At 59.7% G+C, this 25,882-nt stretch carries 21 protein-coding genes and 1 tRNA gene; 11 read left to right on the top strand and 11 right to left on the bottom strand.

Annotation, left to right across the window (positions count from 1 at the left end; all coding sequences use genetic code 11):
- Positions 1–111: 111 nt before the first annotated feature.
- The 3 genes from ACHZCU_RS19465 to ACHZCU_RS19455 form a co-directional block, all read right to left on the bottom strand.
- Positions 112–453: a hypothetical protein gene (locus tag ACHZCU_RS19465; RefSeq protein ID WP_319520180.1), complete on the bottom strand. Its 342-nt coding sequence runs from the start codon at positions 451–453 to the stop codon at positions 112–114.
- Positions 454–621: 168 nt separating this feature from the next.
- On the bottom strand, positions 622–1,395 hold the full coding sequence (locus ACHZCU_RS19460) for a hypothetical protein (protein WP_319520179.1): 774 nt from the start codon (positions 1,393–1,395) through the stop codon (positions 622–624).
- 285 nt (positions 1,396–1,680) lie between these two features.
- Complete coding sequence (locus tag ACHZCU_RS19455; RefSeq protein ID WP_319520426.1) at positions 1,681–2,754, bottom strand: site-specific integrase; 1,074 nt, start codon at positions 2,752–2,754, stop codon at positions 1,681–1,683.
- 96 nt (positions 2,755–2,850) lie between these two features.
- On the opposite strand from ACHZCU_RS19455, the gene dusA reads away from it, so the two are divergent.
- Positions 2,851–3,870 carry a tRNA dihydrouridine(20/20a) synthase DusA gene (dusA, locus tag ACHZCU_RS19450; RefSeq protein ID WP_319520178.1) on the top strand — a complete coding sequence of 340 codons (1,020 nt, stop codon included), beginning with the start codon at positions 2,851–2,853 and terminating at the stop codon, positions 3,868–3,870.
- A gap of 20 nt (positions 3,871–3,890) precedes the next feature.
- Here dusA and alaS read toward each other — a convergent pair whose 3' ends face one another.
- The 3 genes from alaS to ACHZCU_RS19435 form a co-directional block, all read right to left on the bottom strand.
- Positions 3,891–6,545, bottom strand: a complete 2,655-nt coding sequence (alaS, locus tag ACHZCU_RS19445) for an alanine--tRNA ligase (protein ID WP_319520177.1) — start codon at positions 6,543–6,545, stop codon at positions 3,891–3,893.
- A gap of 169 nt (positions 6,546–6,714) precedes the next feature.
- Positions 6,715–7,797, bottom strand: a complete 1,083-nt coding sequence (gene recA, locus ACHZCU_RS19440; protein WP_319520176.1) for a recombinase RecA — start codon at positions 7,795–7,797, stop codon at positions 6,715–6,717.
- Positions 7,798–7,956: 159 nt separating this feature from the next.
- Positions 7,957–9,621, bottom strand: a complete 1,665-nt coding sequence (locus tag ACHZCU_RS19435; RefSeq protein ID WP_319520175.1) for a SulP family inorganic anion transporter — start codon at positions 9,619–9,621, stop codon at positions 7,957–7,959.
- A gap of 165 nt (positions 9,622–9,786) precedes the next feature.
- Between ACHZCU_RS19435 and ACHZCU_RS19430 the strand changes: the two genes are divergently transcribed.
- A complete protein-coding gene (locus tag ACHZCU_RS19430; RefSeq protein ID WP_319520174.1) occupies positions 9,787–10,641 on the top strand; it encodes an AraC family transcriptional regulator in 855 nt (284 codons plus the stop codon).
- A 13-nt stretch (positions 10,642–10,654) separates the two neighbouring features.
- Here ACHZCU_RS19430 and ACHZCU_RS19425 read toward each other — a convergent pair whose 3' ends face one another.
- On the bottom strand, positions 10,655–11,512 hold the full coding sequence (locus tag ACHZCU_RS19425) for a MurR/RpiR family transcriptional regulator (protein WP_106305598.1): 858 nt from the start codon (positions 11,510–11,512) through the stop codon (positions 10,655–10,657).
- A gap of 263 nt (positions 11,513–11,775) precedes the next feature.
- Between ACHZCU_RS19425 and murQ the strand changes: the two genes are divergently transcribed.
- The 8 genes from murQ (at position 11,776) to ACHZCU_RS19385 (ending at position 20,638) form a co-directional block, all read left to right on the top strand.
- Positions 11,776–12,708, top strand: a complete 933-nt coding sequence (gene murQ / locus ACHZCU_RS19420) for an N-acetylmuramic acid 6-phosphate etherase (RefSeq protein WP_319520173.1) — start codon at positions 11,776–11,778, stop codon at positions 12,706–12,708.
- 62 nt (positions 12,709–12,770) lie between these two features.
- Entirely contained in the window at positions 12,771–14,294 is a 1,524-nt protein-coding gene (locus ACHZCU_RS19415) for an ABC transporter substrate-binding protein (RefSeq protein WP_319520172.1), read from the top strand.
- A gap of 33 nt (positions 14,295–14,327) precedes the next feature.
- On the top strand, positions 14,328–15,287 hold the full coding sequence (locus ACHZCU_RS19410) for an ABC transporter permease (protein ID WP_319520171.1): 960 nt from the start codon (positions 14,328–14,330) through the stop codon (positions 15,285–15,287).
- Entirely contained in the window at positions 15,287–16,126 is an 840-nt protein-coding gene (locus tag ACHZCU_RS19405) for an ABC transporter permease (protein ID WP_319520170.1), read from the top strand. Before ACHZCU_RS19410 ends, ACHZCU_RS19405 begins: the two co-directional genes overlap by 1 nt.
- Positions 16,123–17,871 carry an ABC transporter ATP-binding protein gene (locus ACHZCU_RS19400; protein ID WP_319520169.1) on the top strand — a complete coding sequence of 583 codons (1,749 nt, stop codon included), beginning with the start codon at positions 16,123–16,125 and terminating at the stop codon, positions 17,869–17,871. The genes ACHZCU_RS19405 and ACHZCU_RS19400 overlap by 4 nt, the downstream gene beginning before the upstream one ends.
- A complete protein-coding gene (locus ACHZCU_RS19395; RefSeq protein ID WP_319520168.1) occupies positions 17,871–18,884 on the top strand; it encodes a serine hydrolase domain-containing protein in 1,014 nt (337 codons plus the stop codon). Before ACHZCU_RS19400 ends, ACHZCU_RS19395 begins: the two co-directional genes overlap by 1 nt.
- On the top strand, positions 18,884–20,011 hold the full coding sequence (locus ACHZCU_RS19390) for an anhydro-N-acetylmuramic acid kinase (RefSeq protein WP_319520167.1): 1,128 nt from the start codon (positions 18,884–18,886) through the stop codon (positions 20,009–20,011). Before ACHZCU_RS19395 ends, ACHZCU_RS19390 begins: the two co-directional genes overlap by 1 nt.
- Positions 20,012–20,464: 453 nt before the next feature.
- Positions 20,465–20,638, top strand: coding sequence for a hypothetical protein (locus ACHZCU_RS19385; RefSeq protein ID WP_181190721.1), 174 nt, complete (start codon positions 20,465–20,467; stop codon positions 20,636–20,638).
- 393 nt (positions 20,639–21,031) lie between these two features.
- Here ACHZCU_RS19385 and ACHZCU_RS19380 read toward each other — a convergent pair whose 3' ends face one another.
- The 4 genes from ACHZCU_RS19380 to ACHZCU_RS19365 all read right to left on the bottom strand — a co-directional run bounded on the left by ACHZCU_RS19380 (position 21,032) and on the right by ACHZCU_RS19365 (position 24,564).
- Positions 21,032–21,445, bottom strand: a complete 414-nt coding sequence (locus ACHZCU_RS19380; RefSeq protein ID WP_319520166.1) for a GNAT family N-acetyltransferase — start codon at positions 21,443–21,445, stop codon at positions 21,032–21,034.
- A gap of 154 nt (positions 21,446–21,599) precedes the next feature.
- A tRNA-Asn gene (locus ACHZCU_RS19375) sits at positions 21,600–21,674 on the bottom strand.
- A 180-nt stretch (positions 21,675–21,854) separates the two neighbouring features.
- The gene (locus ACHZCU_RS19370; protein ID WP_106305576.1) at positions 21,855–22,523 is read right to left on the bottom strand and encodes a hypothetical protein; all 669 of its coding nucleotides are present in this window, start codon (positions 22,521–22,523) and stop codon (positions 21,855–21,857) included.
- Between the two features lie 49 nt (positions 22,524–22,572).
- Positions 22,573–24,564 (bottom strand): mechanosensitive ion channel domain-containing protein, encoded by a 1,992-nt coding sequence (locus tag ACHZCU_RS19365; protein WP_319520165.1) that lies wholly within the window; start codon positions 24,562–24,564, stop codon positions 22,573–22,575.
- 404 nt (positions 24,565–24,968) lie between these two features.
- Between ACHZCU_RS19365 and ACHZCU_RS19360 the strand changes: the two genes are divergently transcribed.
- Positions 24,969–25,832: an aldo/keto reductase gene (locus ACHZCU_RS19360; RefSeq protein WP_319520164.1), complete on the top strand. Its 864-nt coding sequence runs from the start codon at positions 24,969–24,971 to the stop codon at positions 25,830–25,832.
- Positions 25,833–25,882 lie beyond the last annotated feature (50 nt).

The raw sequence follows: 25,882 nt of genomic DNA, 5'->3' as shown, positions 1-25,882 counted from the left end.
TCGGCGTGTGGCTCTCCGATGGGTTGATGCAAGTGCCGAAGGCGTTGAAGAGCGGGTGATGCCTTCAGCGAAACGGTTTCTCTTTACTCCATAAGATGCGTGTTTTGTTGATTAGGCGCCCTTACATCCCTTCTTATGCATGGCGGCTTCCATCGCATTTATCTTGCCTTTGGCGTTGGAAATTTCACCTTCTTTGTCGCCACCGCTAAGGCTGCTAAGTGGAACGCCAACCAAGAATACGCCAAAAGCATCGCCGTTTGCGGCGTCATTTTGTTGTTTTGAAAGCGCCGAGAGGTTGCTTTTTTCATTTGCAAGTTGTTGCCTCAAGGATGAGCAGCTATCGCCTGTATAAGCCTGCATAGGTATCGTTGTAGCAGTGATGGCGTCCGGGCGACGGGCGCATCCAGAAAGTGCAACAGCGGCAACGCATACCGCCAAAAAAATCGATTTCATGACTTCCCCAATAAATTATTGCATGCGATCCCCCTGACCGCTGCCAAGATGCATATTTTGCATCCACGCTCATTAAGTGCAATATAATTTAAAGAAATTGGTTCTGATTACCTCCAAGGCCATTCATCGGATGCCATAAGCGCCATCACAGTATATATGTTCAGACGTTCAGACCGGTGAGGTGAACACGTCACCAGCCTTTCTCCGGCGATGCAGTATAGGCAGGGTCAAGAGAGCCGAGACCGCACCGATTGCTCCGAATTCAAGGATCGGAGACCGCATCGGTGGAGGATTGTTCCACATAAGGGACACCGGAATCGTGGATACAGCCCCAGTCAGAAGCGCGACACCCACGCGTTGCCACAGGGCCGCGATCCGCGGCAGGCACCACCCCAGGATGGCCCCGGTTGCCAGCGCCGGCAGGAACCCGATCAGGTAGGATCCGGCCGGAACCACGAAGAACGCCAGGTATAGGGTAAGCGGGTCTTCCGGTGGCCAAGTCACATCCCGGAAGCCCCGGCTGACGACGAAAACAATACCAATTCCGATAGCATAGATGATTGGGACCAGCGGTGGCGCGATCACCCCGGTCCATAACGCCTTCCCGAGAACGGTTTTCCACGACGGAGCGCCATGTGCGCCTTGTGTTTCTCTCGACACGGTCATCTCCTCGCTCGTGGCATCATGCCGCCATGCCGCGGAAAATCCGCTTAACGCGGCTGTCTGCAAACCAGGGACCATATCTTCACGCTTATGGGCGTGGTCTGTGTGCAAACGCCAAGCGGGTCCGGGCAGATGTCGGCCTTTCGACTTTAGTTTTCGAACGGTCTCTTTGTCCTGCCCCGCCGCCGTTCCGGCGCCGCGCGGCAGCTCTGGGTCCAAATGAGCAAGAAAAATATTAGGGCAATTGGTATCTTGAGTAAATAAGTACAACGAGACCAATGGTCAGGCTTCAAGATTGGTACATCTCAAATCGCAATGGAGGCCGGGAGCACGCCTACGGTTTCAAACTTGAAGCCCTGCACAATGCCGGACAGGCCCTCATCAGGAAAGCTGCCTGTCAGGAAAGACGAAGGAAGACTAAAAGGTGCTTGAGGTGGGTATAGAGGGTGTGTGTGGTGGGTCGTCCGTTGATGCATCTTTCCATTGAAGGCAACGCTAGACCAACTAGACGCGGAGTTACCCTCTATTCTAGGGGCTTCACGATTTCCCGCCAGCCTCTTTATCTCACTCATTTGCAGGCATCCATTCCCAGCTATCGTATTTGTCTCCCCGCTGCCGGATATGGGAGTATCGCTTCAAGGACACCCATGAGCGGTGGCCGGAGACTGCCGCAGCATGTGGGATGTTATAGCCGGTCTCAAAAAGCCGGCTAATGCCTTCGTGACGCAGATCATGAAAGTGCAGGTCTTCGATGCCGAGCAGCCGGCAGGCCCTTGTGAAATTGGCGCTGATGGATTCCGGCGAGTAGGGAAATATCCGTTCAGCTTTTTGCGGGGCGCGCTTGATGACAGCTAAAGCCGGCGCGGGCAGGTCGCACCAGTTGTCGTTGCCTATCTTCTGTCCCGGATTCTTCATATCCCGCACAAGAACCCGACTGTTCTGCTCGTCCAGGTCCGCCCATGAAATGCGGCAGATTTCATCCTGTCTGCGCGTCGAAAAAAGCGCGAAAAGAATGATTTCGTCCATCGGCATGGATTGTGGTGCCTGAGCGCTGCGTCGCCGAAAGAATGCCAAGAGGTCTCCCAACTCTTCGAGTGTCGGCCGTCGATCGCGCTGTCGACTTTTCGAGGTCATCCCCAGCCGCTTGGCAACGATCACACCGTCCTGCATAGCCTGTTTATCAAGCGGGTAGCCCCACGCGGGGCGTGCGATAGCAAAGACCGAAGAAAGGTGAGAGAGATAGTTCGCTACGGTTTGCGGTTTCTTGTCAATAGAGAGTTCACGCGCGAGCGCGACAATATGCGCGCTGGTGATCTCTTCGCAGGAAAGATCGGCTATATCGAAACTTTTCAGAGTGCGAAGGACCTGTGTCTTGGTCCTTCCCATGGGGGCGGCATTTTCCCTAATGTACTGGTCGATTACGTCCGCGAGCGTTACATTTCCGTGTTTCGCGCGCTCAAGCCCGCCGGGCTCGAACAGATCGCCTTCGCGCTTGTTCATCCATGCAACGGCAAGCTTCTTACGATCAAAGGTCTGGCTCTCGCTGTGGACTGTTTTGCCTTTGCGGGTTATGCGGATCTGCGCCGTATAGACGATGAGGCCGGATTTTTTCTTTTTTCGTGCTGTTATCGTGCCCATATTGCTCAAGCTTTTTTTCGGATTGCTTAAAATTAGCAATAGCATCCAAAAAATGGTCTGAAAAGGCTACAAATAGGATAAAAATCCTAGGACTGAATGAGTGATAACGTGAAAAATAGTAATGAAATCAATGTTGAGCTAGGAAGACGCTTCGCCATTGCACCGATGATCGATTGGACGGATCGGCATTGCCGGTATTTTCATCGGCAGTTGGTGAGAGGCGGGCAGGTTTATACCGAGATGATCGTGGCGGATGCTGTGTTGCGTGGGGATCGGGGGCGTCTGCTGGGGTTTGATGACTGTGAACATCCGATGGTTTTGCAACTTGGCGGTTCTGACCCGGAGAGGCTTGCTGAGGCGGCGCGGATCGGTGCGGATTTCGGTTATGACGAGATTGGTTTGAATGTCGGCTGCCCCTCCGATCGCGTTCAGTCCGGAACATTTGGGGCTTGTCTGATGCAGACGCCCGAGATCGTGGAAAAAGCGGTTTTGGCGATGAAGGCCGCAGTGGATGTGCCGGTTTCGGTCAAATGCCGGATCGGGGTCGATGATCAGGATCCTGAAACCGTGCTGCCGGATTTTGTTGCGCGCATGGCCGACGCCGGGGCGGATGCGGTGTGGATCCACGCGCGCAAGGCCTGGCTCAAGGGGTTGAGCCCGAAAGAAAACCGGACAATTCCACCGCTTGACTATGGGCTGGTTCACCGCATGAAAGTGGAGTTTCCGGATCTCTTCATTGGTGTGAATGGCGGGATCACCACGCTGGACGAAGCCGAGGCACAGCTGGCCCATGTCGATGGCGTGATGCTGGGTCGTGCCGCTTACCAGACCCCGCGCATCTTGGCCGAGGTCGATCACCGTCTTTTCGGGCAGCCGGAAAAGACGGTGGACCTTGAGGCACTGTGCCGGACCATGATGGATTATGCCGAAAGGCAGATGGGGCAGGGTGTCCGATTGTCCCAGATCACCCGCCATATGATCGGGCTTTTCAGTGGGTATGCAGGCGCGCGACGTTATCGCCAGATTCTATCAACCGAGGCGCCGAAGCAGGGGGCAGGGCCTGAGGTTATCGCCGCCGCCTTCGCGGCGGTGGAATATGATGCCGAAACAGTCTGAGGCTTCGGCATCCATTTGTTTCAGCGCTTGAGCGCCGTGCGGATCGCTTCGATCGCGTCGTCTGCCTTGTTGCCGTCCGGACCGCCGGCCTGAGCCATGTCCGGCCGGCCGCCACCGCCCTTGCCGCCAAGCGCAGCCGAGGCCTCGCGTACGAGATCGACCGCGGAGACGGTGTCGGTCAGATCGGCTGTGAGCGAAACCACAACACTGGCCTTGTTGTCTTCGGCGATGCTGATGAACACGACGACGGTGCGTTCCCTGTCTTTCTTGGCACTGTCGGCAAGCCCCTTCAGCTCCTTTGCGGCCACGCCGGAAAGAACCTTGGCGGCAAGCGAAATGTCGCCGATCATCTCCGCTTCATCGGAGGAGCCAGGGCCGCCAAGTGCGATCTGCTTGCGCGCCTCGGCCAGTTCACGTTCCAGCCGACGTCGCTCCTCGGCAAGGGCCGAAACGCGGTTTGCCACTTCGTCGGGCTGCACCTTTAGGGCGGCGGCGAGTGCCTTGACCTTGTCATCCTGCTGGGTGAGGTAATGGCGCGCATCGATACCTGTCAGCGCCTCGATACGGCGGACGCCAGCGCCGACGGCGCTTTCGCCGACAATGCGGATCAGGCCGATCTCGCCGGTGGCGCGGACATGGGTGCCGCCGCACAGCTCAAGCGAATAGGTCTTGCCCGCCTTGTCGCCGGTCGTTGCGGTGCCCATGGAGACAACGCGCACCTCATCGCCGTATTTCTCGCCGAACAGCGCCATTGCGCCTTCGGCAATGGCATCGTCCACGCCCATCAGGCGGGTCGAGACGGGCGCATTCTGCAGCACGATTTCGTTGGCCATGTCTTCGACGACGGCAAGTTCTTCCGCTGTCATCGGCTTGGGGTGCGAAATGTCGAAACGCAGTCGCTCGGGCGCCACCAGTGAGCCCTTCTGGGCGACATGGGGGCCGAGCTTCTGGCGCAGCGCTTCATGGATCAGATGGGTCGCCGAGTGATTGGCGCGCAGGCGCGCGCGGCGCGCATGATCCACTTCAAGGCTGACCGGCTCGCCCAGCGCGAGATCGCCGTTCTCGACTTCGCAAAAATGAATGAACAGCCCATTGGCCTTTTTCTGGGTGTCGGTCACCCGAAGCCGGGCGCGATCGGTTGAAATCGTACCGGTGTCTCCCATCTGGCCGCCGGATTCACCGTAGAACGGCGTCTGGTTGACAACGACAGCAACGCTATCGCCGGCAGACGCCTTTTCCGCAGTGGCGCCGTCCTTGACCAGCGCCAGCACCACGCCTTCGGCCTTTTCCGTCTCGTAACCGAGGAACTCGGTGGCTTCGTGCTTGTCGCCAAGCTCGAACCAGATGGTTTCGGTGGCTGTATCGCCCGAACCGGCCCAGTGCGCGCGGGCTTCGGCACGCTGACGGTGCATAGCGTCCTGAAAGCCGGACAAGTCGACATGAATGCCGCGCGCACGCAGGGCATCCTGGGTCAGGTCAAGCGGAAAGCCATAGGTGTCGTAGAGCTTGAAGGCGGTCTCGCCGTCGAGACTTTCACCCTTGGAGAGATTGCGCGTGGCATCCTCAAGCAGTGTCAGGCCGCGATCGAGGGTTTTGCGGAAGCGCGACTCTTCAAGCTGAAGCGTTTCCGAAATCAAGGATTCTGCACGCTGCAATTCGGGATAGGCGCGACCCATCTCACCGACCAACGTCGGCAGCAGCCGATAGATGATCGGCTCTCTGGCGCCGAGCAGTTCGGCATGGCGCATGGCGCGACGCATGATCCGGCGCAGCACATAGCCGCGGCCCTCATTCGACGGTAGCACGCCATCGGCAATCAGGAAGGCGGATGAGCGCAGGTGATCGGCAATCACACGGTGGCTGGCCCGCCGCTCGCCCTCGGCTTTTACGCCCGTCAGTTCTTCGGATGCACCGATCAGCTTCTGGAACAGATCGATGTCGTAATTGTCGTGCTTGCCCTGGAGGACGGCGGCAACCCGCTCAAGACCCATGCCGGTATCGATCGAGGGGCGCGGAAGGTCTTCGCGCCGCTCTGGCGTAAGCTGCTCATACTGCATGAAAACGAGATTCCAGATCTCGATGAAGCGGTCGCCATCTTCTTCCGGCGATCCGGGCGGGCCGCCCCAGATCTGATCGCCATGGTCAAAGAAGATTTCCGAGCACGGTCCGCAAGGACCTGTATCGCCCATCGACCAGAAATTGTCCGACGTCGGGATACGGATGATGCGATCTTCGGGCAGGCCGGCAATCTTGCGCCAGAGATCGAAGGCCTCGTCATCTTCATGATAGACGGTCGCGAGAAGCTTGTCCTTCGGCAGGCCGAATTCCTTTGTGATCAGTTCCCAGGCCAGCGAGATGGCCTGTTCCTTGAAATAGTCACCGAAGGAAAAATTGCCCATCATCTCGAAGAATGTGTGATGGCGGGCCGTGTAGCCGACATTGTCGAGGTCGTTGTGCTTGCCGCCGGCGCGCACGCATTTCTGCGCGGTCGTCGCCGTCGAATAGGGACGGCTTTCAAGACCGGTGAACACGTTCTTGAACGGCACCATGCCCGCATTGGTGAACATCAGGGTCGGGTCGTTATGCGGCACAAGCGGGCTGGACGGGACGACCTCATGCCCGTTCCGCTTGAAGAAGTCGAGAAAGGTCGACCGGATTTCATTCACGCCACTCATGCTATGCCACGCCCCTTACGTATATCGGTGTTGTCTGCCGAGACTTTCACGGCTTTTAGCGACAGGCGTCGCCACTGTCCAGACAAGACAAAACAGCGGCTCCGTAAAGCCGCTGCTGATTTCATGTATCAAACGTTCCGGTCATCTGCCGTGAGGCCGGTCGGTCCGATCAATCGTCGTCGGTTCCGGTTGTCGGGCTTTCCTCTTCGGCATCCAGAAGACCTTCGGACAACAGACCGGCATTCTGGCGCAAGGCCAGCTCGATCTCTTCGGCAATTGCGGCATTTTCTCTCAGGAACGTTTTGGCATTCTCACGGCCCTGACCGAGCCGCTGACTGTTATAGGAGAACCAGGACCCGGATTTTTCCACAATGCCGGCCTTGACGCCGAGATCGATCAGCTCGCCCATCTTGGAAACGCCTTCGCCATACATGATGTCGAACTCGACCTGTTTGAAGGGCGGCGCCATCTTGTTCTTGACGACCTTGACGCGGGTCTGGTTGCCGACCACCTCGTCGCGGTCCTTGACTGCGCCGATGCGGCGGATGTCGAGGCGGACGGAGGCGTAGAACTTCAGCGCATTGCCGCCTGTCGTGGTTTCGGGCGAACCGAACATGACGCCGATCTTCATACGGATCTGGTTGATGAAGATGACCATGCAGTTGGAGCGCGAGATCGACGCCGTCAGCTTGCGCAGCGCCTGGCTCATCAGGCGGGCCTGAGAGCCGGGAAGGCTGTCGCCCATCTCACCTTCGATTTCAGCGCGCGGGGTGAGGGCGGCAACGGAGTCGACCACGATCACGTCAAGCGCACCGGAGCGCACCAGCGTGTCGGCGATTTCAAGCGCCTGTTCACCGGTATCCGGCTGCGAGATCAGAAGGTCGTGCAGGTCAACGCCAAGCTTGCGGGCATAGACCGGATCAAGCGCATGTTCGGCATCGATAAAGCCGCAGGTGCCACCACCCTTTTGCGCTTCGGCAATGGTTTGCAGCGCAAGTGTGGTCTTGCCGGAGCTTTCCGGCCCGTAGATTTCAATGATGCGGCCACGCGGCAGGCCGCCGATGCCAAGGGCGATGTCGAGGCCCAGCGAGCCGGTCGAAACGGTTTCGATCTCGACGATGCTGTCCTGAGCGCCGAGCTTCATGATCGAGCCCTTGCCGAACGAACGTTCGATCTGGGAAAGTGCTGCTTCCAGCGCTTTGCTCTTGTTCACTGCCTTTTCCTCAACGAGTTTGAGTGAATTCTGTGCCATCGACTTTATCCCTTGTTTCGCCCGCCGCCTAGGTGAGGCTGTGATTTCCCTATCCGTACTCTATTTGTTCTCCTGTTTCAAGTCTTCTTCTGTCGCTGTTTTTAAATTACTTTTCCATCCGTGTTCTTTTTACGTTCCTCTCTTGCAGAGAGATGTGGATCACGTGTCGTCCGGGTGCGCTGCCGCGGTGTCGCCGGTGGCGCCGATGATTGCGGCTGCGGCGTCGAGATCGGTGCAATAGGTCACCCGGTTTTCGTCGATGTGATTGGCGGTCAGGATCGCCTTGACCCTGGGGTCGACGCCGCTCAGCAGAACCCTGACATTGCGGGCGTGGGCGCGCCGGATCGTGCTTTCCAGCACATTGGCGGCCGACGAATCGATGTAGGAGACGTCCGACAGGTCCAGCACGAAATTCTTCGCGCTGTCGGCGATGCGGTCAAGCACGGAGCCGACAGTGGAGGCTGCGCCGAAGAAGAAGGCGCCGGAAATGCGATAGACGATGGTGTCGGGATCGGTGTTGACGATCGGGTGTTCGGTCTTGGCGTTATAGTCGTCATAGGGGCTGACGGCGACATCCCGGCCCATGCGATCGATGAACAGGACGGCGCCGAGTGCAAATCCGGCGACAATGCCTTCGGTGAGGTCGCGGAAGACCACCAGCAGCAGCGTGACGGTCAGGATCACCGCATCGCCGCGCGAACTTCTGAACAGGGCGCGGATTGCCGGTTTTTCGACCATGCTCCAGGCCACCACCGCCAGAACGCCGGCAAGCGCTGCCAGCGGAATGAAACGGGCGAGCGGGGCCGCCACCAGCATGAACACCAGCAGGAATGCAGCATGCAGCATGCCGGAAAACGGGCTTGTCGCGCCTGCGCGGACATTGGTGGCCGTGCGGGCGATCGTGCCGGTCACGCAGATGCCGCCGAAGAACCCGGAGGCGATGTTGGCCACGCCCTGGCCGATCAGTTCCATGTTGGAGCGATGGCGGCGGCCGGTCATGCCGTCGGCGACAACGGCAGACAGCAGCGATTCGATGGAGCCCAGCAGCGCAAAGGCGAAGGCATCCGGCAGAACCGAGATCACCTTTTCGACCGACAGGGTCGGCACTGACGGAGACTGAAGGCCACGCGGCAGACCGCCGAACTGGCTGCCGATGGTTTCCACCGGCAGATGCAGCAGGGTGGCGGCAAGCGTGGCGACGGCAACGGCAATCAGCATGCCGGGCCAGCCGGGCCGCAGTTTTCGAAGGGCGATGATCAGGGCAATCGTGCCGACGGCGATGGCCAGTGCGGCAAAATTGGTGGTGCCGACGAATTGCGAAAGATAGGCGACCTTGTCGGCAAATGGCCCCGGTTCCTTGCCCGGCAGGTCAAGCCCGAGGATTGCCGAAAGCTGGCTGGCAAAGATGATGATGGCGATGCCCGCCGTAAAGCCGACCGTCACGGGGTAGGGGATGAAGCGGATATAGGCCCCCAGCCTGAGATAGCCGGCGGCGATCATGATCAGCCCGGAAATGATCACCGCCAGCATCAGCCCGTCAATGCCGTGGCGCTCCGCGGAGGCTGCCACCAGAACAATGAACGCGCCCGCCGGCCCGCCGATCTGATGGCGACTGCCGCCGAAAAGCGAAACGAAGAAACCGCCGATGATCGCGGCGTAGAGCCCACGATCGGGCGAAACGCCGGAGGCGATCGCAATTGCCATGGAAAGCGGCAGGGCGACGATGGCGACGGTCAGTCCGGAAATGGTATCGGCCTTCAGCCGGGACAGGCCATAGCCTTCCTTGAGAACGCTGACGGTTTTGGGAACGAGACGGGTAGGCATGGCTTTGCGACCTTGCACGGGGGAGGGAGAATGGAATCCTGTCTAACAAATCTGTTGCTTCTGGCAAGGGTAGCGTAACGTTTTTCGGTACGCGGGCAATTCCGCAAGATTTGTCAAACCGGTTGGTGCTTCAACGACAGGGCCAAATGAAAATGGAAAGAGATCATGAACAGTGAACCGGATTTTCAGACCTATCAGCAACGCCTGATGCGGGTGAGCGCCTATATCCATAACCATCTGGACGACGAACTCGATTTTGCCGGGCTTGCGGAAGTCGCCTGTCTTTCGCCATGGCACTGGCATCGCATCTATCGCGGCGTTTATGGCGAAACCATTGCTGCGACGGTGCGGCGGCTTCGGCTTCACCGCGCGGCAGGCGAACTCGTCAATTCCGATGCGTCCGTCGAGGCGATTGCAAAACGCGCGGGCGTATCCAGCGTCCAGGCGTTCACACGGGTTTTCAGAAGCACCTACGGCATTACTCCGGCGCGCTACAGAAGCGAGGGCCGGCACAGGATGTTCGATCAGCCGGTCATGCAATGGGAGAGCGATATGTATGACGTCGAACTGCGCACGATGAATGAACGCAGACTTGCAGGCCTGCCGCATCGCGGCTCCTATATGGAGATCGACAAGGCCTTCGGGCCTGCCGCCGGTCTGATGGCTGCCGGCGGGGCATTCGGGCCGGAAACCGAAATGATCGGCGTCTATTACGACGATCCGGGCATAACGGAGGAGGCGGCGCTGAATTCCTTTGCCGCGCTCACCCTGCCGGATGACGCCGACGTGCCTGCGGGGCTTGAAAGCCGCAAGCTGGCCGGTGGCCGCTATGCGGTGCTGACCCATACGGGCCCTTATGCCGAACTGCACAAGGCCTATAACTGGTTTTACGGAAGCTGGCTGCCGGCGGCAGGTCTTGAGCCCGCAGACGCTCCGCCCTGTGAAATCTACCACAATAATCCGCGCGACACGCCGCCTGCCGCGCTTGTCACCGAGATTTGTGTACCGCTGAAGACGTGAGGCGCGCGCGGTCCTATTTCTCGCCGCCGAGCTTCAGCGCGGTCACGGCCTCGCCGCTGTCGGCGATGTAGTCGCCGGCATCCTTCTGGCGCTGGAGAAGGAGGATGAACAGGAAGTCGGTCAGCATCAGCTGGGCATCGCGGGCGGTGATGGCGGAGGAGCGCACGCGTTCCTCGTCGGCAATGGTGTAGAGCGCGATGCCGGCGCCGCGGGCGACCGGGTTTTGCTGCGGGCCGGTAATCGAAACCACGGCCGCACCGCGCTTGCGGGCCAGTTCGGCAATGCGCACGGTTTCGATGCTGGTGCCGGAATGGGAGAGCGCAAACAGCACATCGCCGGATTTCGAGGCGGAAACATTGGCCATCTGCACATGGCTGTCGGCATCGTGCAGCGCATAGCGTCCGAGCTTCTGCAGCTTCAGGCAGAAATCGCGCGCCACCAGCGAGGAGGCGCCGACGCCTGCCACGTGGATACGTCCCGCCGCATCGATCAGGTCGAGCGCGCGGGCGATCTCGCGCTCGTCATTGGCGGCAACCGTCTGCTGCATGGCGTGCATCTTGCTCGAAAGCATTTTCTGCGCCACCGTCGACGGACTGTCGCCCAGTTCGATCGTGCTGTGCAGCGCGCCGGGCGGGCGCCATTCGCGGGCGCGGGCCTTGCTGACGGCGAGTTTCATCTCCTGATAGCCGGCAAAACCGAATTTCTGGGCGAATTTCACCACGCTGGACTGGCTGCGGCCGGTTTCTTCGGCAAGGCGGGCAGAGGAAAGCCGCAGCACCTCGTCGGGATGTTCCAGAATGAAGCGGCCGATCTGCCGGTCCGCCGGCGCAAGGCTTTCAAGCTGCGCTTCGATCACGTTGAGAACGGACACGGTTTTCCTCTCGCCTGGGTCGCATCGGGTGGAATAATAAATTCCTCAACTCTGGAATACAATGGAATGATTGCGAAAGTGTAACGGGTTTCCCTGTGTTGCCGAAGCCCCTGACGGATGGCAGGGAAGCCCGTTGTCGATATGGAATAAATTATTCTGAATTGAATTTGACAAATGGAATTTACGATTATAGCGTTCCCAAAAGGTCGTCGTGACAACAACAAGAAAACAAACACGGCCTGTCATAACGGGGAATGCACTTCATGAATTTGCTGGCTGGCGAGCTTCAGAAACTGGTGTCCGAGGGGCGCAATCCGCGCACGCTCGATCTCGACCTGCTGTCAACGCGTGAAATCATCGAAAAGATCAATGCCGAGGACGGCGAGACGGCCATCGCGGTCGGGCGGGAGGCTGACGCAATTGCGCGCGCCGTTGACCGCATCGTCGACGCCTTCAACGCCGGCGGCAGGCTCGTCTATATCGGTGCGGGCACCAGCGGGCGGCTCGGGGTGCTCGATGCGTCCGAATGCCCGCCGACCTTTTCCGTGCCGCCGGGCATGGTCGTCGGTCTGATCGCGGGCGGCGAGAGGGCGCTGACCACGGCCGTCGAGGGGGCGGAGGATGATCCGGTGCTGGGCGCGCGGGATCTCGAAGCGATAGACCTGACGGCGAAGGATGTGGTCGTCGGCATCGCCGTCAGCGGGCGCACGCCCTATGTCATCGGCGCGCTTGAATATGCGCGGGACAAAGGGGCAGCCACCGTTGCGCTTTCCTGTAACCCGGCATCCGCCATTGCCGCGATTTCCGACATTTCGATTGCCCCCGTCGTTGGCCCGGAAGTGCTTGCCGGGTCCACCCGGCTGAAATCCGGCACGGCGCAGAAGCTGGTGCTCAACATGCTGAGCACGGCCAGCATGATCCGCATCGGCAAGGTCTATCAGAACCTGATGGTCGATGTGACGGTGTCGAATGCCAAGCTCTATGCACGCGCCGTGCGCATTGTCATGGAAGCCTCCGGGGTTTCGGATGAAACCGCCGAACATTTGCTGAAAAAGACCGGCAACGACGTCAAGCTCGCCATTTTGATGGCGCTGACGGACATGGACATGCAGGACGGCCGCGACCTCCTCACGGAAACAGGCGGCTTCCTGCGCAAGGCGATCAATCAGAAGACGGCGCCAAGCCGCAACAGCTGAAGTCTCTCCGGTGCCGGCGAAGGCCGCATCGGCAACACGCAATAATCTCGAGGGATATGATCATGGGTAGACGCCGTTTCAAAAATCTGGTTTCCGCGGTTGCCGTTGCCGCCGTACTCGGCATGGCAGGGGCGGCCGTTCCGGTATCCGCTGCAACGCTCAACATGGCCTGGTCGCAGGATGCGACCGGTCTCGACCCGCACAAGCAGACCGCCTTTGCCTCGCTGCGCCTCCTGGAACTCGTCTATGAGCCGCTGGTGCGCACCGATGGCGAACTCAACATTGCGCCGGCCATCGCATCGTCCTGGGAATTTTCCGAGGATGGCAAGACGCTGACGTTCAAGCTCAACCCGGATGCGAAATTCTCCAATGGTGACAAGGTGATGCCGGCGGATGTGAAAGCATCTTTCGAGCGCATTCTGAATGAGGAAACGGGGGCTGCCGCGCGTGCCAACTTCCTCTCCATCAAAAGCATTGACACGCCGGATGACGAAACCGTGGTCTTCAACCTGTCGCAGCCGGATGTGCCGCTTCTGACGGCGATGTCGTCGATCAATGCCGCAATCCTGCCGGCAAGCCTGATCGAGGCGGGGACCAGCGGCACGGAAACACTCGGCTCGGGACCTTTCGTTCTGGAGAGCTGGGAACCCAATTCACGCGAAGTGCTCACCGCCAATGAGAACTGGGCGGGCGGCGACGTCAGCCTCGACGGCATCAATATTTCCGTGCTGCCCGATGAAACCGCGATCCTTGCCGCACTGCGCACCAGTCAGGTGGATTTCGCGCTGATCAACGATCCGCTGGTCGCGACCCTGGTGCCGAACAATCCCGGCCTGACGCTGGATCGTGAACCGGTGCTGAACTATCACGTTCTGCAGCTCAACGCCGAAGAAGGCGCGATGAAGGAAGAAAAGGTGCGCCAGGCAATCTCCTGCGCCATCGATCGTCAGGATGTGCTGGATGCAGCGCTTCTGGGCGAGGGCAAGGTGACCGGGCCGCTGACCATGCCGGCCTATGCCACCGATCCGTCCGAACTTTTCTGCTATACGCCGGATCTCGAAAAGGCCAAGGCGCTGATGGCCGAAGCCGGCTATGAGGACGGCTTTTCCGCCAAAATCATGGCGGCAACCGGCGAGCCGCCGACAGCGGCATCCGAAGCGCAGGTGATCCAGTCGCAGCTTGCCGAAATCGGCATCGATCTCGAAATCGAGATGATGGAGCTGAACGTCTATATCGACCGCTGGCTGAAGGGTGATTTCGACATGGCGGTTGCGCTGAATGGTGGCCGCACCGACCCCTACACCATGTATAACCGCTACTGGACCAAGGACGGCAATCTGGCCCATGTCGCCCATTACGGCGACGACACGCTGGACAGCCTGATGCAGGAAGGCCGCGTCGAGACCGATCCGGCAAAGCGCAAGGACATCTTCGCCGAATTCTCCAAACACATCACCGAGGTTTCGCCGTGGATCTGGCTTTACACCGGTTACAGCTACACGGCGGCAAACGACAAGGTGAGCGGTTTCGAGGCCAACCCGACGGGCTCGCTCTTCGGCCTTTCCGCCGTCACCGTCAGCGAATAAGCGGGCAGAAAAGAAGCAAGAGGCGCATACCCCATGAACTATCTGACCCGGCGACTGGTGACCTTTCCTGTGGTCATGCTCGGGGTATCCGTCCTCGTTTTCGTCTCGATCAGGCTGGTTCCCGGCGATGCCATCACGGCGATGCTGGGAACCGAGGCCGGCCTTCTGACACCGGCCCAACGCGCATCGCTTGAAGCCTATTTCGGCATGGACCAGAGCTGGTTCGGGCAATACTGGCACTGGCTTGGCGGTGTGCTGCACGGCGATCTCGGCATTTCGGTCACCTATGGCCGCCCGGTGATGGAGGTGATCCTGCGGGTCTTTCCGCTGACGCTGGAACTGGCGCTGCTCTCCATGGTCGTCGCGCTGGCCGTCGGCCTTCCCGCCGGCATCTACGCCGCCACCCATGCCGAAAAGCCCTCCGATCTGATCGTCCGTATCGTCGCCATGGTCGGCCAGTCGACCCCGAATTTCGTGGTCGCGCTGCTGGCGATCTACGCGCTTTCCGTCGGGTTCGGCGTTCTGCCCGCCATGGGCACGTTTACGCCGCTCTGGGACAATCCGCTGAAAAACCTCGCGCAGATGATCCTGCCGGCGTTGACGCTGGGCTTCGCCTTCGCCGCCGCCGTCACCCGCATTGCCCGCTCGGCCATGCTCGATATTCTCTCCGACGATTATGTCCGCACCGCCCGCGCCAAGGGCGTGCCGGCCCGTTCGGTGATCTGGCATCATGCGCTGCCGAATGCGCTGATCCCGGTGGTCACCGTCTCGGGCGTCGAGTTCGGCTATCTGCTCGGCGGTGCGGTTATCGTCGAGCAGGTCTTTGCGCTGCCGGGCCTTGGCCGCACCGTGCTGGAAGCGATCCTGCAGCGTGACTACGCGCTGGTGCAGGGCAGCGTGCTGTTCATCGCCTTCAATTTCATGATCGTGAATCTGCTGGTCGATCTCGCCTATGCCGCGCTCGACCCGCGTATCCGGCTGGGAGGCAAGTAATGCATCTGCTGCGCTTAATCTTCGCCCATCCAAGCGGCCGCATCGGCGGCACCATCGTCGCGCTCTATATTATCATCGCCGTCCTCGGCCTTGTCGGGCTGACCCCGCACGACCCGCTGATGCAATTCCGCATCGACCGCCTGCACGCCCCGAACGCCACCTACTGGATGGGCACCGATCTTCTCGGACGCGATGTCGCTAGCCGGCTGATGATCGGCATTGCGCAATCCTTCATCGTCTCCTTTGCCTCGGTCGCACTGGCAACCGTCGCCGGCATCGTGCTGGGGCTGGCGGCCGCCTGGTTCGGCAGCTACTGGGACGGCACGATCATGCGGCTGATGGATGTGCTGTTGGCCTTTCCGGCAATCCTGCTGGCGCTTTTGATCATCACCATTGCCGGCCCCGGCACATGGACAAGCGTGATGGCGATTGCCTTTGTCTATACGCCGATCTTCACCCGCGTGGTGCGTGGCCCGGCGCTGTCGCTGAAAACCCGCGAATTCGTCGATGCCGCCCGCACCTTCGGTTCCTCGCGCCGCTATATCCTGTCGCGTCACATGCTGCTCAATCTGGTAGCGCCTCTGACCGTGCAGGTGACGCTGGCGCTCGCCTGGGCGCTGTTGACGGAGGCCGGGCTTTCCTTCCTCGGCCTCGGCACCCAGCCGCCGAAAGCCTCCCTCGGGCTGATGCTGAGCGAAGCGCGCAACCTGATGGAAATGGCGCCCTGGTTGCTGGTGTTTCCCGCCTTTGCGATCATGATCGGCATTCTCGGCTTCAACCTTCTGGGCGATGCGCTGCGCGACATTCTTGACCCGCGTTCGAGGAGGGCGGTCGCATGAGCCATCTTCTGACCGTTTCCAACCTCCATGTGGGTTTCGGCAAGGACCCGGCCAAAAACGAAGTCGTCCACGGCATCGATTTCACGCTCGATCCCGGCGAGACGCTGGCCATCGTCGGCGAAAGCGGTTCCGGCAAATCCGTCACCGCGCTTTCGATCAACCGCCTCGTCGATTTCGGCGGCGGAAGGATCACCGGCGGCCGGATCGATTTTGCGCTCGGCTCCGGTGATGTGACCGATCTTGCCGCTGCACCCGAAAAGGAACTGGCGAAAATCCGGGGCAGGGAGATCGGCATGATCTTTCAGGAGCCGATGACCTCGCTCAATCCGGTGCACACCGTCGGCGAGCAGATTGCCGAAAGCTTCCGCCTGCATCACGGGCTGACCGGCAAGCAGGCGATGAATGCGGCTGTCGATGCCCTGAAACGCGTGCGCATTCCCGATGCGGAACGGCGGCTTTCCTATCATCCGCATCAGCTTTCCGGCGGCATGCTGCAGCGGGTGATGATCGCCACCGCGCTGTCATGCAATCCACGCCTGCTGATCGCCGACGAGCCGACCACCGCGCTCGACGTGACGGTGCAGGCGCAAATCCTGGCGCTGCTTTCGGAACTGAAGCGCGAAAGCGATATGGGGCTGATCTTCATCACCCATGATATCGGCCTCGTCGCCGGTATCGCCGACAAGGTGATGGTGATGCAGCAGGGTGTTGCCGTGGAGCAGGGCGCGACCGATGACGTGCTCGACAATCCGCAGCATGCCTATACGCAGCATCTTCTGAAGGCCGTGCCGCATTTTGACGATGGCCGCGCGGTGCGCCGCGATTTCTCGCGGGCAAAGGCTGAAGCCGCCAAACCGGCATTGACCGTCGAGGACCTGACGGTCCGTTTTCCCGTCACGTCGGGCTTTTTCAGGCGCCGGAACGGTGCCGTGCATGCCGTGGACGGCGTCGATTTCGATCTGATGCCGGGTGAAACCCTTGGCATTGTCGGCGAGAGCGGGTCCGGCAAATCGACCACGGCGCGCGCCATCATGGGGCTGACGAAGCCGACGCGCGGCGCGTTTCATCTGGGTGAGGGCGCCGGCATTGCCGCCCATGGCGACCCGATCCAGATGGTGTTCCAGAACCCCTATGCCTCACTCAATCCGCGCATGCGGATCGACAGCATTCTGGCCGAGCCGGTGATTGCCACCGGCGGACGGCTGAACGCCGAAACCCGCGCCCGCATGGCCGAACTTCTGGCGCGCGTCGGCCTGCCGGAGGATGCGCTGATGCGCTATCCGCACGAGTTTTCCGGCGGACAGCGCCAGCGCCTGTGCATTGCCCGCGCGCTGATGCTGAAACCCTCCGTCATGGTGCTGGACGAGGCCGTTTCCGCGCTCGATGTCTCGGTGCAGGCGATGGTGCTTGATCTGCTGACCGAATTGCAGCGCGACATGAACCTTTCCTATCTGTTCGTCACCCACGATATGGCTGTGGTTGAGCGCATTGCCCATCGCATCGCCGTGGTCTATGCCGGACAGATCGTCGAGATCGGCGATGCTGCCTCGGTTCTGTCAGCGCCGAAACATGCCTATACCAAGCGGCTGATTGCGGCCGTTCCGAGCATCGACCGCCGCCGGCAGGATTATTGCATCGACAACAGCGAGGTGCCGTCGCTGGTGCGGCCGGCCGGCTACGAGCCGCCGAAACCCGAATGGCTAAGCTTTGGCGCCGATCATATGGCGCGCGTGGAGCAGGTGTGATGACGGCAGAGATTTCGCAACGCTTCGACAAGGCCTTTGCCACGCTGGAAGGATCGGTTGCCGAGGGGCGGATCCCCGGCGGGGTTCTGGGCTTTGTCGATGGTGGTGGCAAGCGGCTGACACGTGCTGTCGGTTCTGCGGCGCTGACACCGGAAAAGCGTCCGATGACGAGCGAAACATGGTTCGACCTCGCCTCGCTCACCAAGGTGATCTTCACCACCGAGCGCATTCTGGCATTGGCGCAGGAGGGCGTGATCGATCTCGACCAGCCGCTGGCCGTCGTCATTCCCGATTTCCGCCAGTATGATCCGACCTGCTGGGAACGGCAGGTGACGTTTCGCCAGTGCCTTGGCCACCAGACCCCGTTTCCGGCAGTCGAGCCGATCTATACCTATGGCGATGACCCAGAGCGGCTGCGCGCCTTCGTGCTGCAGCGCGAATGGAAACGGCTTGAAACGTCGGTCTATTCCGATATCAATTTCATTCTCCTTGGCATCGCGCTGGAGCGCCTTTCCGGCAAGCCCCTCCGCGCACTCGATCCCGGCCCGGGCTTTGCCTTTTCCGTCAATCCAGAAAAGACGGCGGCAACGGAGCGCTGCACCTGGCGCGGCCGGGTGATCTGCGGCGAGGTGCATGACGAGAATTGCTATGCGCTGCAGGGTTCCGGCCATGCCGGGCTGTTCGGCACGGTTGATGCCGTGCTCGACCATGCGGCCGGCCTGCTGAAGCGCGATGCCGCTGACGATCCGGCAGTAAAGCTGATGCGTGAACCGCTGTCCGAACTCCGCACCCATGGCTGGGAACGGCCTTACGAAAACTGGCACGGCGGTGCCGCTTGTTCCGACGCCACGATCGGCCACACCGGCTTTACCGGCACCTCGCTTTGCGTCGATTTCGAGCGCGGCCATGCGTGGACGCTGCTGACAAACCGCGTGCATCCAAGCCGCCACACGGAAAGCGGCATCATGGCGCTCAGGCGGCGTGTCAGCGACCTTATCAACGGAGCGGAATGATGGTGCAAGATTTCGAACCCGTCTGGGCCGTCGGCCTGATGACCGGAACCGTGCTTGACGGCAATATCGACGTCGCACTGTTGAAAACCGACGGCGTGACCGTGGAGGCTTTCGGCGCCTATACGCTGGCGCCTTATCCGCAGGCCACGCGCGATCTTCTGGAGGAGACGCTGGCGGAAGCCCGTACATGGAACTTCGAGGGGCCTGAGCCGGAAATCTTTGCCGAAGCCGAGACGGTGCTGACGCTTGCGCAATCCGATGCGGTGAGAACCCTCGTGGAGGCTGAGGGACTGACCATGGCCGATATCGGCATTGTCGGTTTTCACGGCCAGTCGGTGCTGCACCGCGCGCCGCAGAAGGGGCGCATCGGCGATACCCGCCAGCTTGGTGACGGCGCGCTGATGCATGAACGGCTTGGCTGCAAGGTGGCCTATGACTTCCGTACGGCGGATGTGCGTGCCGGCGGGCAGGGCGCGCCGCTTTCGGCCGGTTATCACCAGGCGCTGCTGAGAAGCCTCGACACCTCCGGCAGGACGGCTGTGCTCAATCTCGGCGGTGTCGCAAACGTCACCTGGTGGGACGGGGGCGAGCGGCTGATCGCCTTCGATACCGGCCCCGCCAATGCGCCGCTCAATGATTTCATGAAGGAAAACGGTCTCGGCGAGATGGACCGCGACGGCGCGCTCGCGCTCTCCGGCACGGTGGACGAGGCGCGGCTGTCAAAACTGCTCGAGCATCCCTATCTCGCCGCCCCTTACCCGAAATCGCTCGACCGCTTCGACTTTTCTTCCCGCATGGCCGAAGGGCTTGACCCGGCAACGGGTGCCGCAACGCTGACAGCCTTTACCGCTGCCGCCGTCGGTAAGGCACTCGACCTTCTGCCCGTCCGGCCTGAACGTCTCATCGTCTGCGGCGGCGGTCGACGCAACCCGGCGATCATGGAAATGCTGAAAACCCGTGCCGGCGTCGAGGCGGTTCCGGCGGAAACGGTCGGCTGGCGGGGCGATGCCATCGAGGCGGAGTGCTTTGCCTTTCTGGCGGTCAGGGCGCTCCGCGGTCTGCCCTTCAGCTTCCCGACGACGACCGGTGTGCCCGAACCGATGAGTGGCGGAAGAATCGCCGGCTGAAGCGGATCAATAACGATAGAAAATGTTTTCAGTTCAGGGTGTTGGTTCGTTTTTCTAAACGAACCTGAAAAGCGTATTCATCCAAACGGTTCTTGCGGAAAGCCTTTCGAGGCTCGCAGTGCATGCTGTCTCCGGTGCATTCGAGAGGCAGCCGAAATCTGAACGGTGGGTGCCCGCGAGGTGCGGGACATCTCGCGTCAGTCCTTCTTGATATGCGTCAACTTGTAGCGGAGCGTCGGCTTGATTGAACCGGACCGAGAGCATAGTTGGAGGGCAGCGAATGCCCGGTCCTGAAGAGCACTTCAAGTTTCGCGCGAAGCAGGGTCACGACAGCATTTCAGACTGCAAAGATGCATCAATCAGCCGAAACCGGGTTTTCCTGATTTTCACTGTCGCGCCTGAGGCAGCACGCCTCCGACACCGTAAAACGATAGCCAGCAAAGAGCGAAAACGATGAATTGGGTTCCTGTCGTCCTCGGCGTGTTCAAGATTGGTGTGCTGGGCACGGCCATGTTCTTCGCGATCAAGTCGCACCGCGATGGTGAAAAGATGCAGAAGAAAGAGCGCGAAGCCAACGCACAGAATGCGTCCGCCGAGCACGCCGTCGAGGTTTCAAAGCCTGATTGAAAAGGCGGACCGGAAACCTTCTCACGCTTCGACATCGAAGCTTCAGATTATTGACAAACCCGGCAAGCAATCACGGTTTTGCCACTTTCCCCGCCGTCATTCCGGCCTTGAGCCGGAATTCCGAAAGTGCAGAACAAGCGGCCCTGGATACCGGCTCAAGGCCGGTATGACGAAAAAACTTGAGAATAGCTCTGTCAGCAGTATGACGCTTCGTTATCGAAGCGCTTTATTGCACATGTCGGCTTGCAGCGGGCAGCATTCGGCAAAGGCAATGATGAAGCGGAGCTGGTGAGCGACGGAAAACGGCTGATTGAAGCGGTTATGAAACGTCAAAAACTGTTCGAATTCCGTCTGTCGGCTCGTTTTGCAAAACGGACAGACAAACCGCATCTGTCACAACGTTTTTTGCAGAAATGTCCTGTCGAGATCGGCGGCGAACTGTTTGATCACGCCAAATTCCGTGTAGCCCTGCCGCTTATAGCTCTTCAACGCGATGGGATTGACCGCGTCGATATAGGCACCTCTGCAGCCACGCTTTCGCGCTTCTTCTTCGGCTGCAGCAAGCATCTTGCCGGCAACGCCCTTTCCGCGCTCGCTTTCGCTCACCCACAGTCGCTGCACGTAAAGCCAGCCCCAGGATGTCATGCCGTTGATACCTGCCACCAGCGTGCCGTTCTCGTCGTGAACAAGCACGCTCAACGGCATGCGTTCGGCCGGGCCGAATGCCGTCTCGTTGAAAGCATCGAGGTTCTTGTCGATCACCGCCGCATCTTCCGCTCTCGGCTCGGCAGTCACGCTGATATTCATGGAAACTCCGCAAAAATGCTGATGGCACAGCCCCGATCCATCCACTGTCTTTCGACGGATGCGAAGCGCTTCCACTTTGTGGCAGATTTCACTGAGCGAACAGCGCCTGAACGGCACTTCTATTTCAGATGATAATGAGCTGGAAAAGAAAGAGTGGCTCCCCGGGTCGGATTCGAACCGACGACCTATCGATTAACAGTCGAGTGCTCTACCGCTGAGCTACCAGGGAATACCGCGCCGCTTGGGCGCTGCGGTGTGAGCGGGTTAATACAAACGGTGAGGCGATTTGCCAAGCCCTTTTCGTAAAAAAATATCATTGTCTTCGCTGCTTTTTTTGAAAGGGCCTGTTCCGGCTTGCCCGGAGCCCGACACAAGCGATATTTCCGGGTGCCGGGAAGGGTGTCCTGCCTCAGCTTCGGCGCTGGACACCTTCACTGGTGTTGGAGTCGTTGCCGCGTTCCAGGTGATGCATTTCGCGCATCTCGTTTTCGATGCGCTTGCGGGCGCTGCTGGAGCGGATCTGGGTGGCGGAATAGCTGCGCGGCGACAAAAGCAGGTCGCCATCCTTGTGAATGATGTCGAAGCCGCGCTCGGCTGCCACCGGCTGGTCCTCTGAAGTGTAGGTCGCAACCACCGTCAGTTTGATGTCCTCGATGTTCTCGAAATCATCGAAGCCTTTGGGCGACATCTTGCCGATCAGGGTTTTGAAGGAACCGAGATCGAGGTGTTCGCCGGAATCCAGCGGTCCCTGAAACCAGCGTTTGCGGGAATCGGGAGCCTTTTCCTCACCGAAATTGAGGTTGGACAGCGAGTAGCGAAAATCCTCGTGTCTCTCGTCGTCACGCAAGGTGAAGTCGAGCAGAACGGCGTCGATATAGATCGGTTTCGCGCTCATATTGGCAACAAGGCAGTGGCCGTCGAGCGAGGGGCCGGCGCCGCGGTTGATCAGAATCTTGGCGCGCCGACCTTCACGAAATCCGCTGACGATCAGCTGCAGATAGACGGCCCAGATTGCGATCGTCAGAAGACTTGCGATCGCGCTCAGCGCGCCGGCATTTGCATTGAGCCAGTGCCACACGGCAAAACTCCCGGGTTTCCTGACGGGCGCCCGGGAGGTCGATCACGATTCAGGCCAGATCGTCGGGATCGGCCTTTGCCTCCGGGGTGTCGCCCGATTTTTCCTGTGCGTTCCCGTCATCAACGTATTCCACTGTCTTGAGTTCCGGCAAATCATCGCGTGCCAGATAGATGGTGGAGGAGGGGAAGGCGAAGCTTGAGCCATTCTCGTGCACGGCGTCGCGTATCGACATCAGCAGCTCTTCCTGTATTTCGAGGAAGACATTGATGTCGGTGGCCGAAATATTGGCATAGACATCGAGCAGAATGGAGGAATCGGCGTATTCCACCAGCCGCACGCGCAGCGGCGTTTCCAGAACGCTCTCATGCGTTTCCAGAATCTCGCGAATCGCGTCGCGAACATTTTGCAGCGTGTCAGTGTCCGTTTCGTATCTGAGGGCCACCTTGTGGCGGAACAGGAACACGTCGCGCTGGCTGTAATTGGTGATCTTGTATTTCACCAGGTCGGCATTGGAGACGATGATCAGTGTCCGGTCGAGCGCGCGGATGCGGGTCGAGCGGATGCCGATTTCCTCGACTGTGCCAGCGGTGTCTGCAAACTGAAAGAAGTCGCCGACGCGCACGATCCGGTCGGCATAGAGGATCAGTCCGCTGATGAAGTTTTCAAGCGTCGGCTGGGCGGCAAGGGCGATTGCTAGACCGCCGACACCAAGACCGGCGACGACGCCGTAGATCGGGATGCCGATCCGGGTTGCGCCATATCCGAGAACAATGACCGCAACCAGGAACGAGACGACCCTGAAGCCGGTGCGCACCAGGCTTGCATCAAGGCTTGCATTGTTGACCGTCGGATTGCGGATCGTCCACATATAGATGGTCTGAAGCACCTGATAGGTGAGCCATGCCGCGGTCATCCAGATGATCGCGCTCACCATCGTGGTCAGGATCAGCAGAAGGTCGCCGGTGATGTTGATCTGTTCCTCGCACAGATAGTGAAACAGGTTTGCCATCAGGATGATCAGGATGGGCGGCATCAACCGGCGTGTCTGGCGGGCGGCCGGGTCGAGCGGAACCGCGCGGCGGCTGTTCCAGCGGCCGTAAAGGGCAATCACCGTGATCAGGATAATGACCGAAACTGTGAGCGCCAGCCATTGCCAGACGGCCTGTCCGCCGAAGGTGTTCTGCAGCCAGTCCGGACCGTTCAGAACGTAATCATACCATTGCGGCGCAACGAGATTTCCGGGCGTGTAAATATAGTACTCGTAAAGATCCTCGCCCTTGTCGGCGATGATCGGCAACGACTGAAGTTCGTCGTAGTCATCCGGGATCTTGTTCACTGTCGCGGCGGTAAACAGATACTGGCCGGAATAGGGCCCGTCCTGCTGGCGCTCGATGGTCAGGCTCGTTCCGGGAATGATCCAGCGATCGGGCAGGGTTATATTGCGTTCCTGCGCGGAGGCACTGGAACCGGCCGGCAGGCCCGGAATATCATCCAGCGGTGGCAGATAGATACGGTCGAAGATCTCCTGAAGCTGAAGCACCGTTTCGATGCTGAACCGCTGGCGCGAGGCGGCCGGAACGTCGGAAAGGTCAAGGGTCTGGGCGGCCTTTTCGAGCAGCGACTGAACCAGAACAAGTTCCTTCTTCTCCTCCGGAGTCATGAAGAAATTGTCATTGGCGAAGAATTCGTCGCGTACGCCGAGCCACAGTTTGGTGGCAGACTGCATGATCACCAGAAAGCTTTCCAGCGTCGCGCGCGGGCTGCGGGTGTCCGGCGGTGAAATCGGGTTGGATACCAGCCGCTGGTAGCGCGATTTCAGCCCGTCATTGTTTTGGGCATCGTCGATGATTTCGTGAACCAGTTTGGACGCCGTCACCTCCTCGCCATCATCACCCGGCTGCTGGGCAAGCGCCGGCGTGACCAGGGCAGGCTGGAAGACAGCAAGAAAGGTAAAAAGGCATGCGACGCCAAGCATGATGCATCGGCTGAGTGTCGTTCGGGGGCGGTTGTTTCGTTCCCGGTGCAGTTTGTCTGACCCCATTGCTTTTCCACTCCCTCCGATGCGTTTTACCTGTTGGTCGATCCTTGCAGTTCCCCGCGGATGACAAGTGTACCTGATTTTTTAGGTGATTCGTGCCGAGCCAATATGAATTGGGCTATTTTTTGTCGGCGCGGTTAACTGGAAATACCGAAAAAGGACTTGTCCTTATCGGGTTTTGACACGAGGCCGTATCGCATCGTCCGCGGACCTGCTCTCCCGGTCAGCGCGTTTATTCCGATGCGATGCCATCATGCTTCGACAATTCCTGATCGGTGAATTGATGAGCACCACTCATAAGTCATTTTAAATTGACCGGCCTTATCGCGGGCACTTTGCAGTCCCAGATAGAGGGCACTTTCAGATAACAAGCGGCTCTTCGAGCCAGACACCAAGGGATATTCAAAATGATTCTCGACGAAACCTATACACTGTCCAACGGCGTGAAGATCCCCAAGCTCGGCCTCGGCACCTGGATGATCGACAACGACAAGGTGGCGGACGCCGTCAAGGCCGCGGTCGATCTCGGCTATCGTCATATCGATACCGCGCAGGCCTATGCCAACGAGCGCGGCACGGGTGAAGGCATTCGCACCAGCGGCGTGGCGCGCGACGAACTGTTCGTCACCACCAAGCTGGACGCCTCCCACAAGAACTATGACGACGCCAAGGCCGCCATCGATGAATCGCTGAAGGATCTGGGCCTGGATTACATCGACCTGATGATCATCCACAGCCCGCAGCCCTGGGGCGATTTTGCCGGCGAAGAACGCTATTTCGAAGGCAATCTGGCGGCATGGCGCGCGCTGGAAGAGGCTTATGAAGCCGGCAAGCTCAGGGCAATCGGCGTTTCCAACTTCGAAAAGGCCGACCTCGACAATCTGCTTGAAAATGCTTCGGTCAAGCCGATGCTGAATCAGATTCTCGCGCATATCAGCAACACGCCCTTCGATCTGATCGACTACATCCAGAGCAAGGATATGCTGGTCGAAGCCTATTCGCCGGTCGCCCACGGCAAGATTCTCGACAATGACGAGATCGCCGCGATTGCCGCGAAATACGATGTCAGCATTCCGCAGCTCAGCATTCGCTATTGCCTGCAGCTTGGCCTCCTGCCGCTGCCGAAGACGGCGAACCCCGACCACATGCGCACCAATGCGGCCGTCGATTTCGAAATCTCCGCAGCCGACATGGATGCGCTGAAGAATATCGATCGCATCAAGGATTACGGCGATGCCAGCATGTTCCCGGTCTATGGCGGAAAGATTTAAGAACGCCGAAGCCGGTTGCCGATAGCGCCGCCTGCCGCATTTTCGATGAC

Origin of the sequence: uncultured Martelella sp. (genome assembly GCF_963677965.2) — a bacterium.
GTDB lineage: Bacteria > Pseudomonadota > Alphaproteobacteria > Rhizobiales > Rhizobiaceae > Martelella > Martelella mangrovi.
This window is presented reverse-complemented; position numbering and strand designations above follow the sequence as displayed.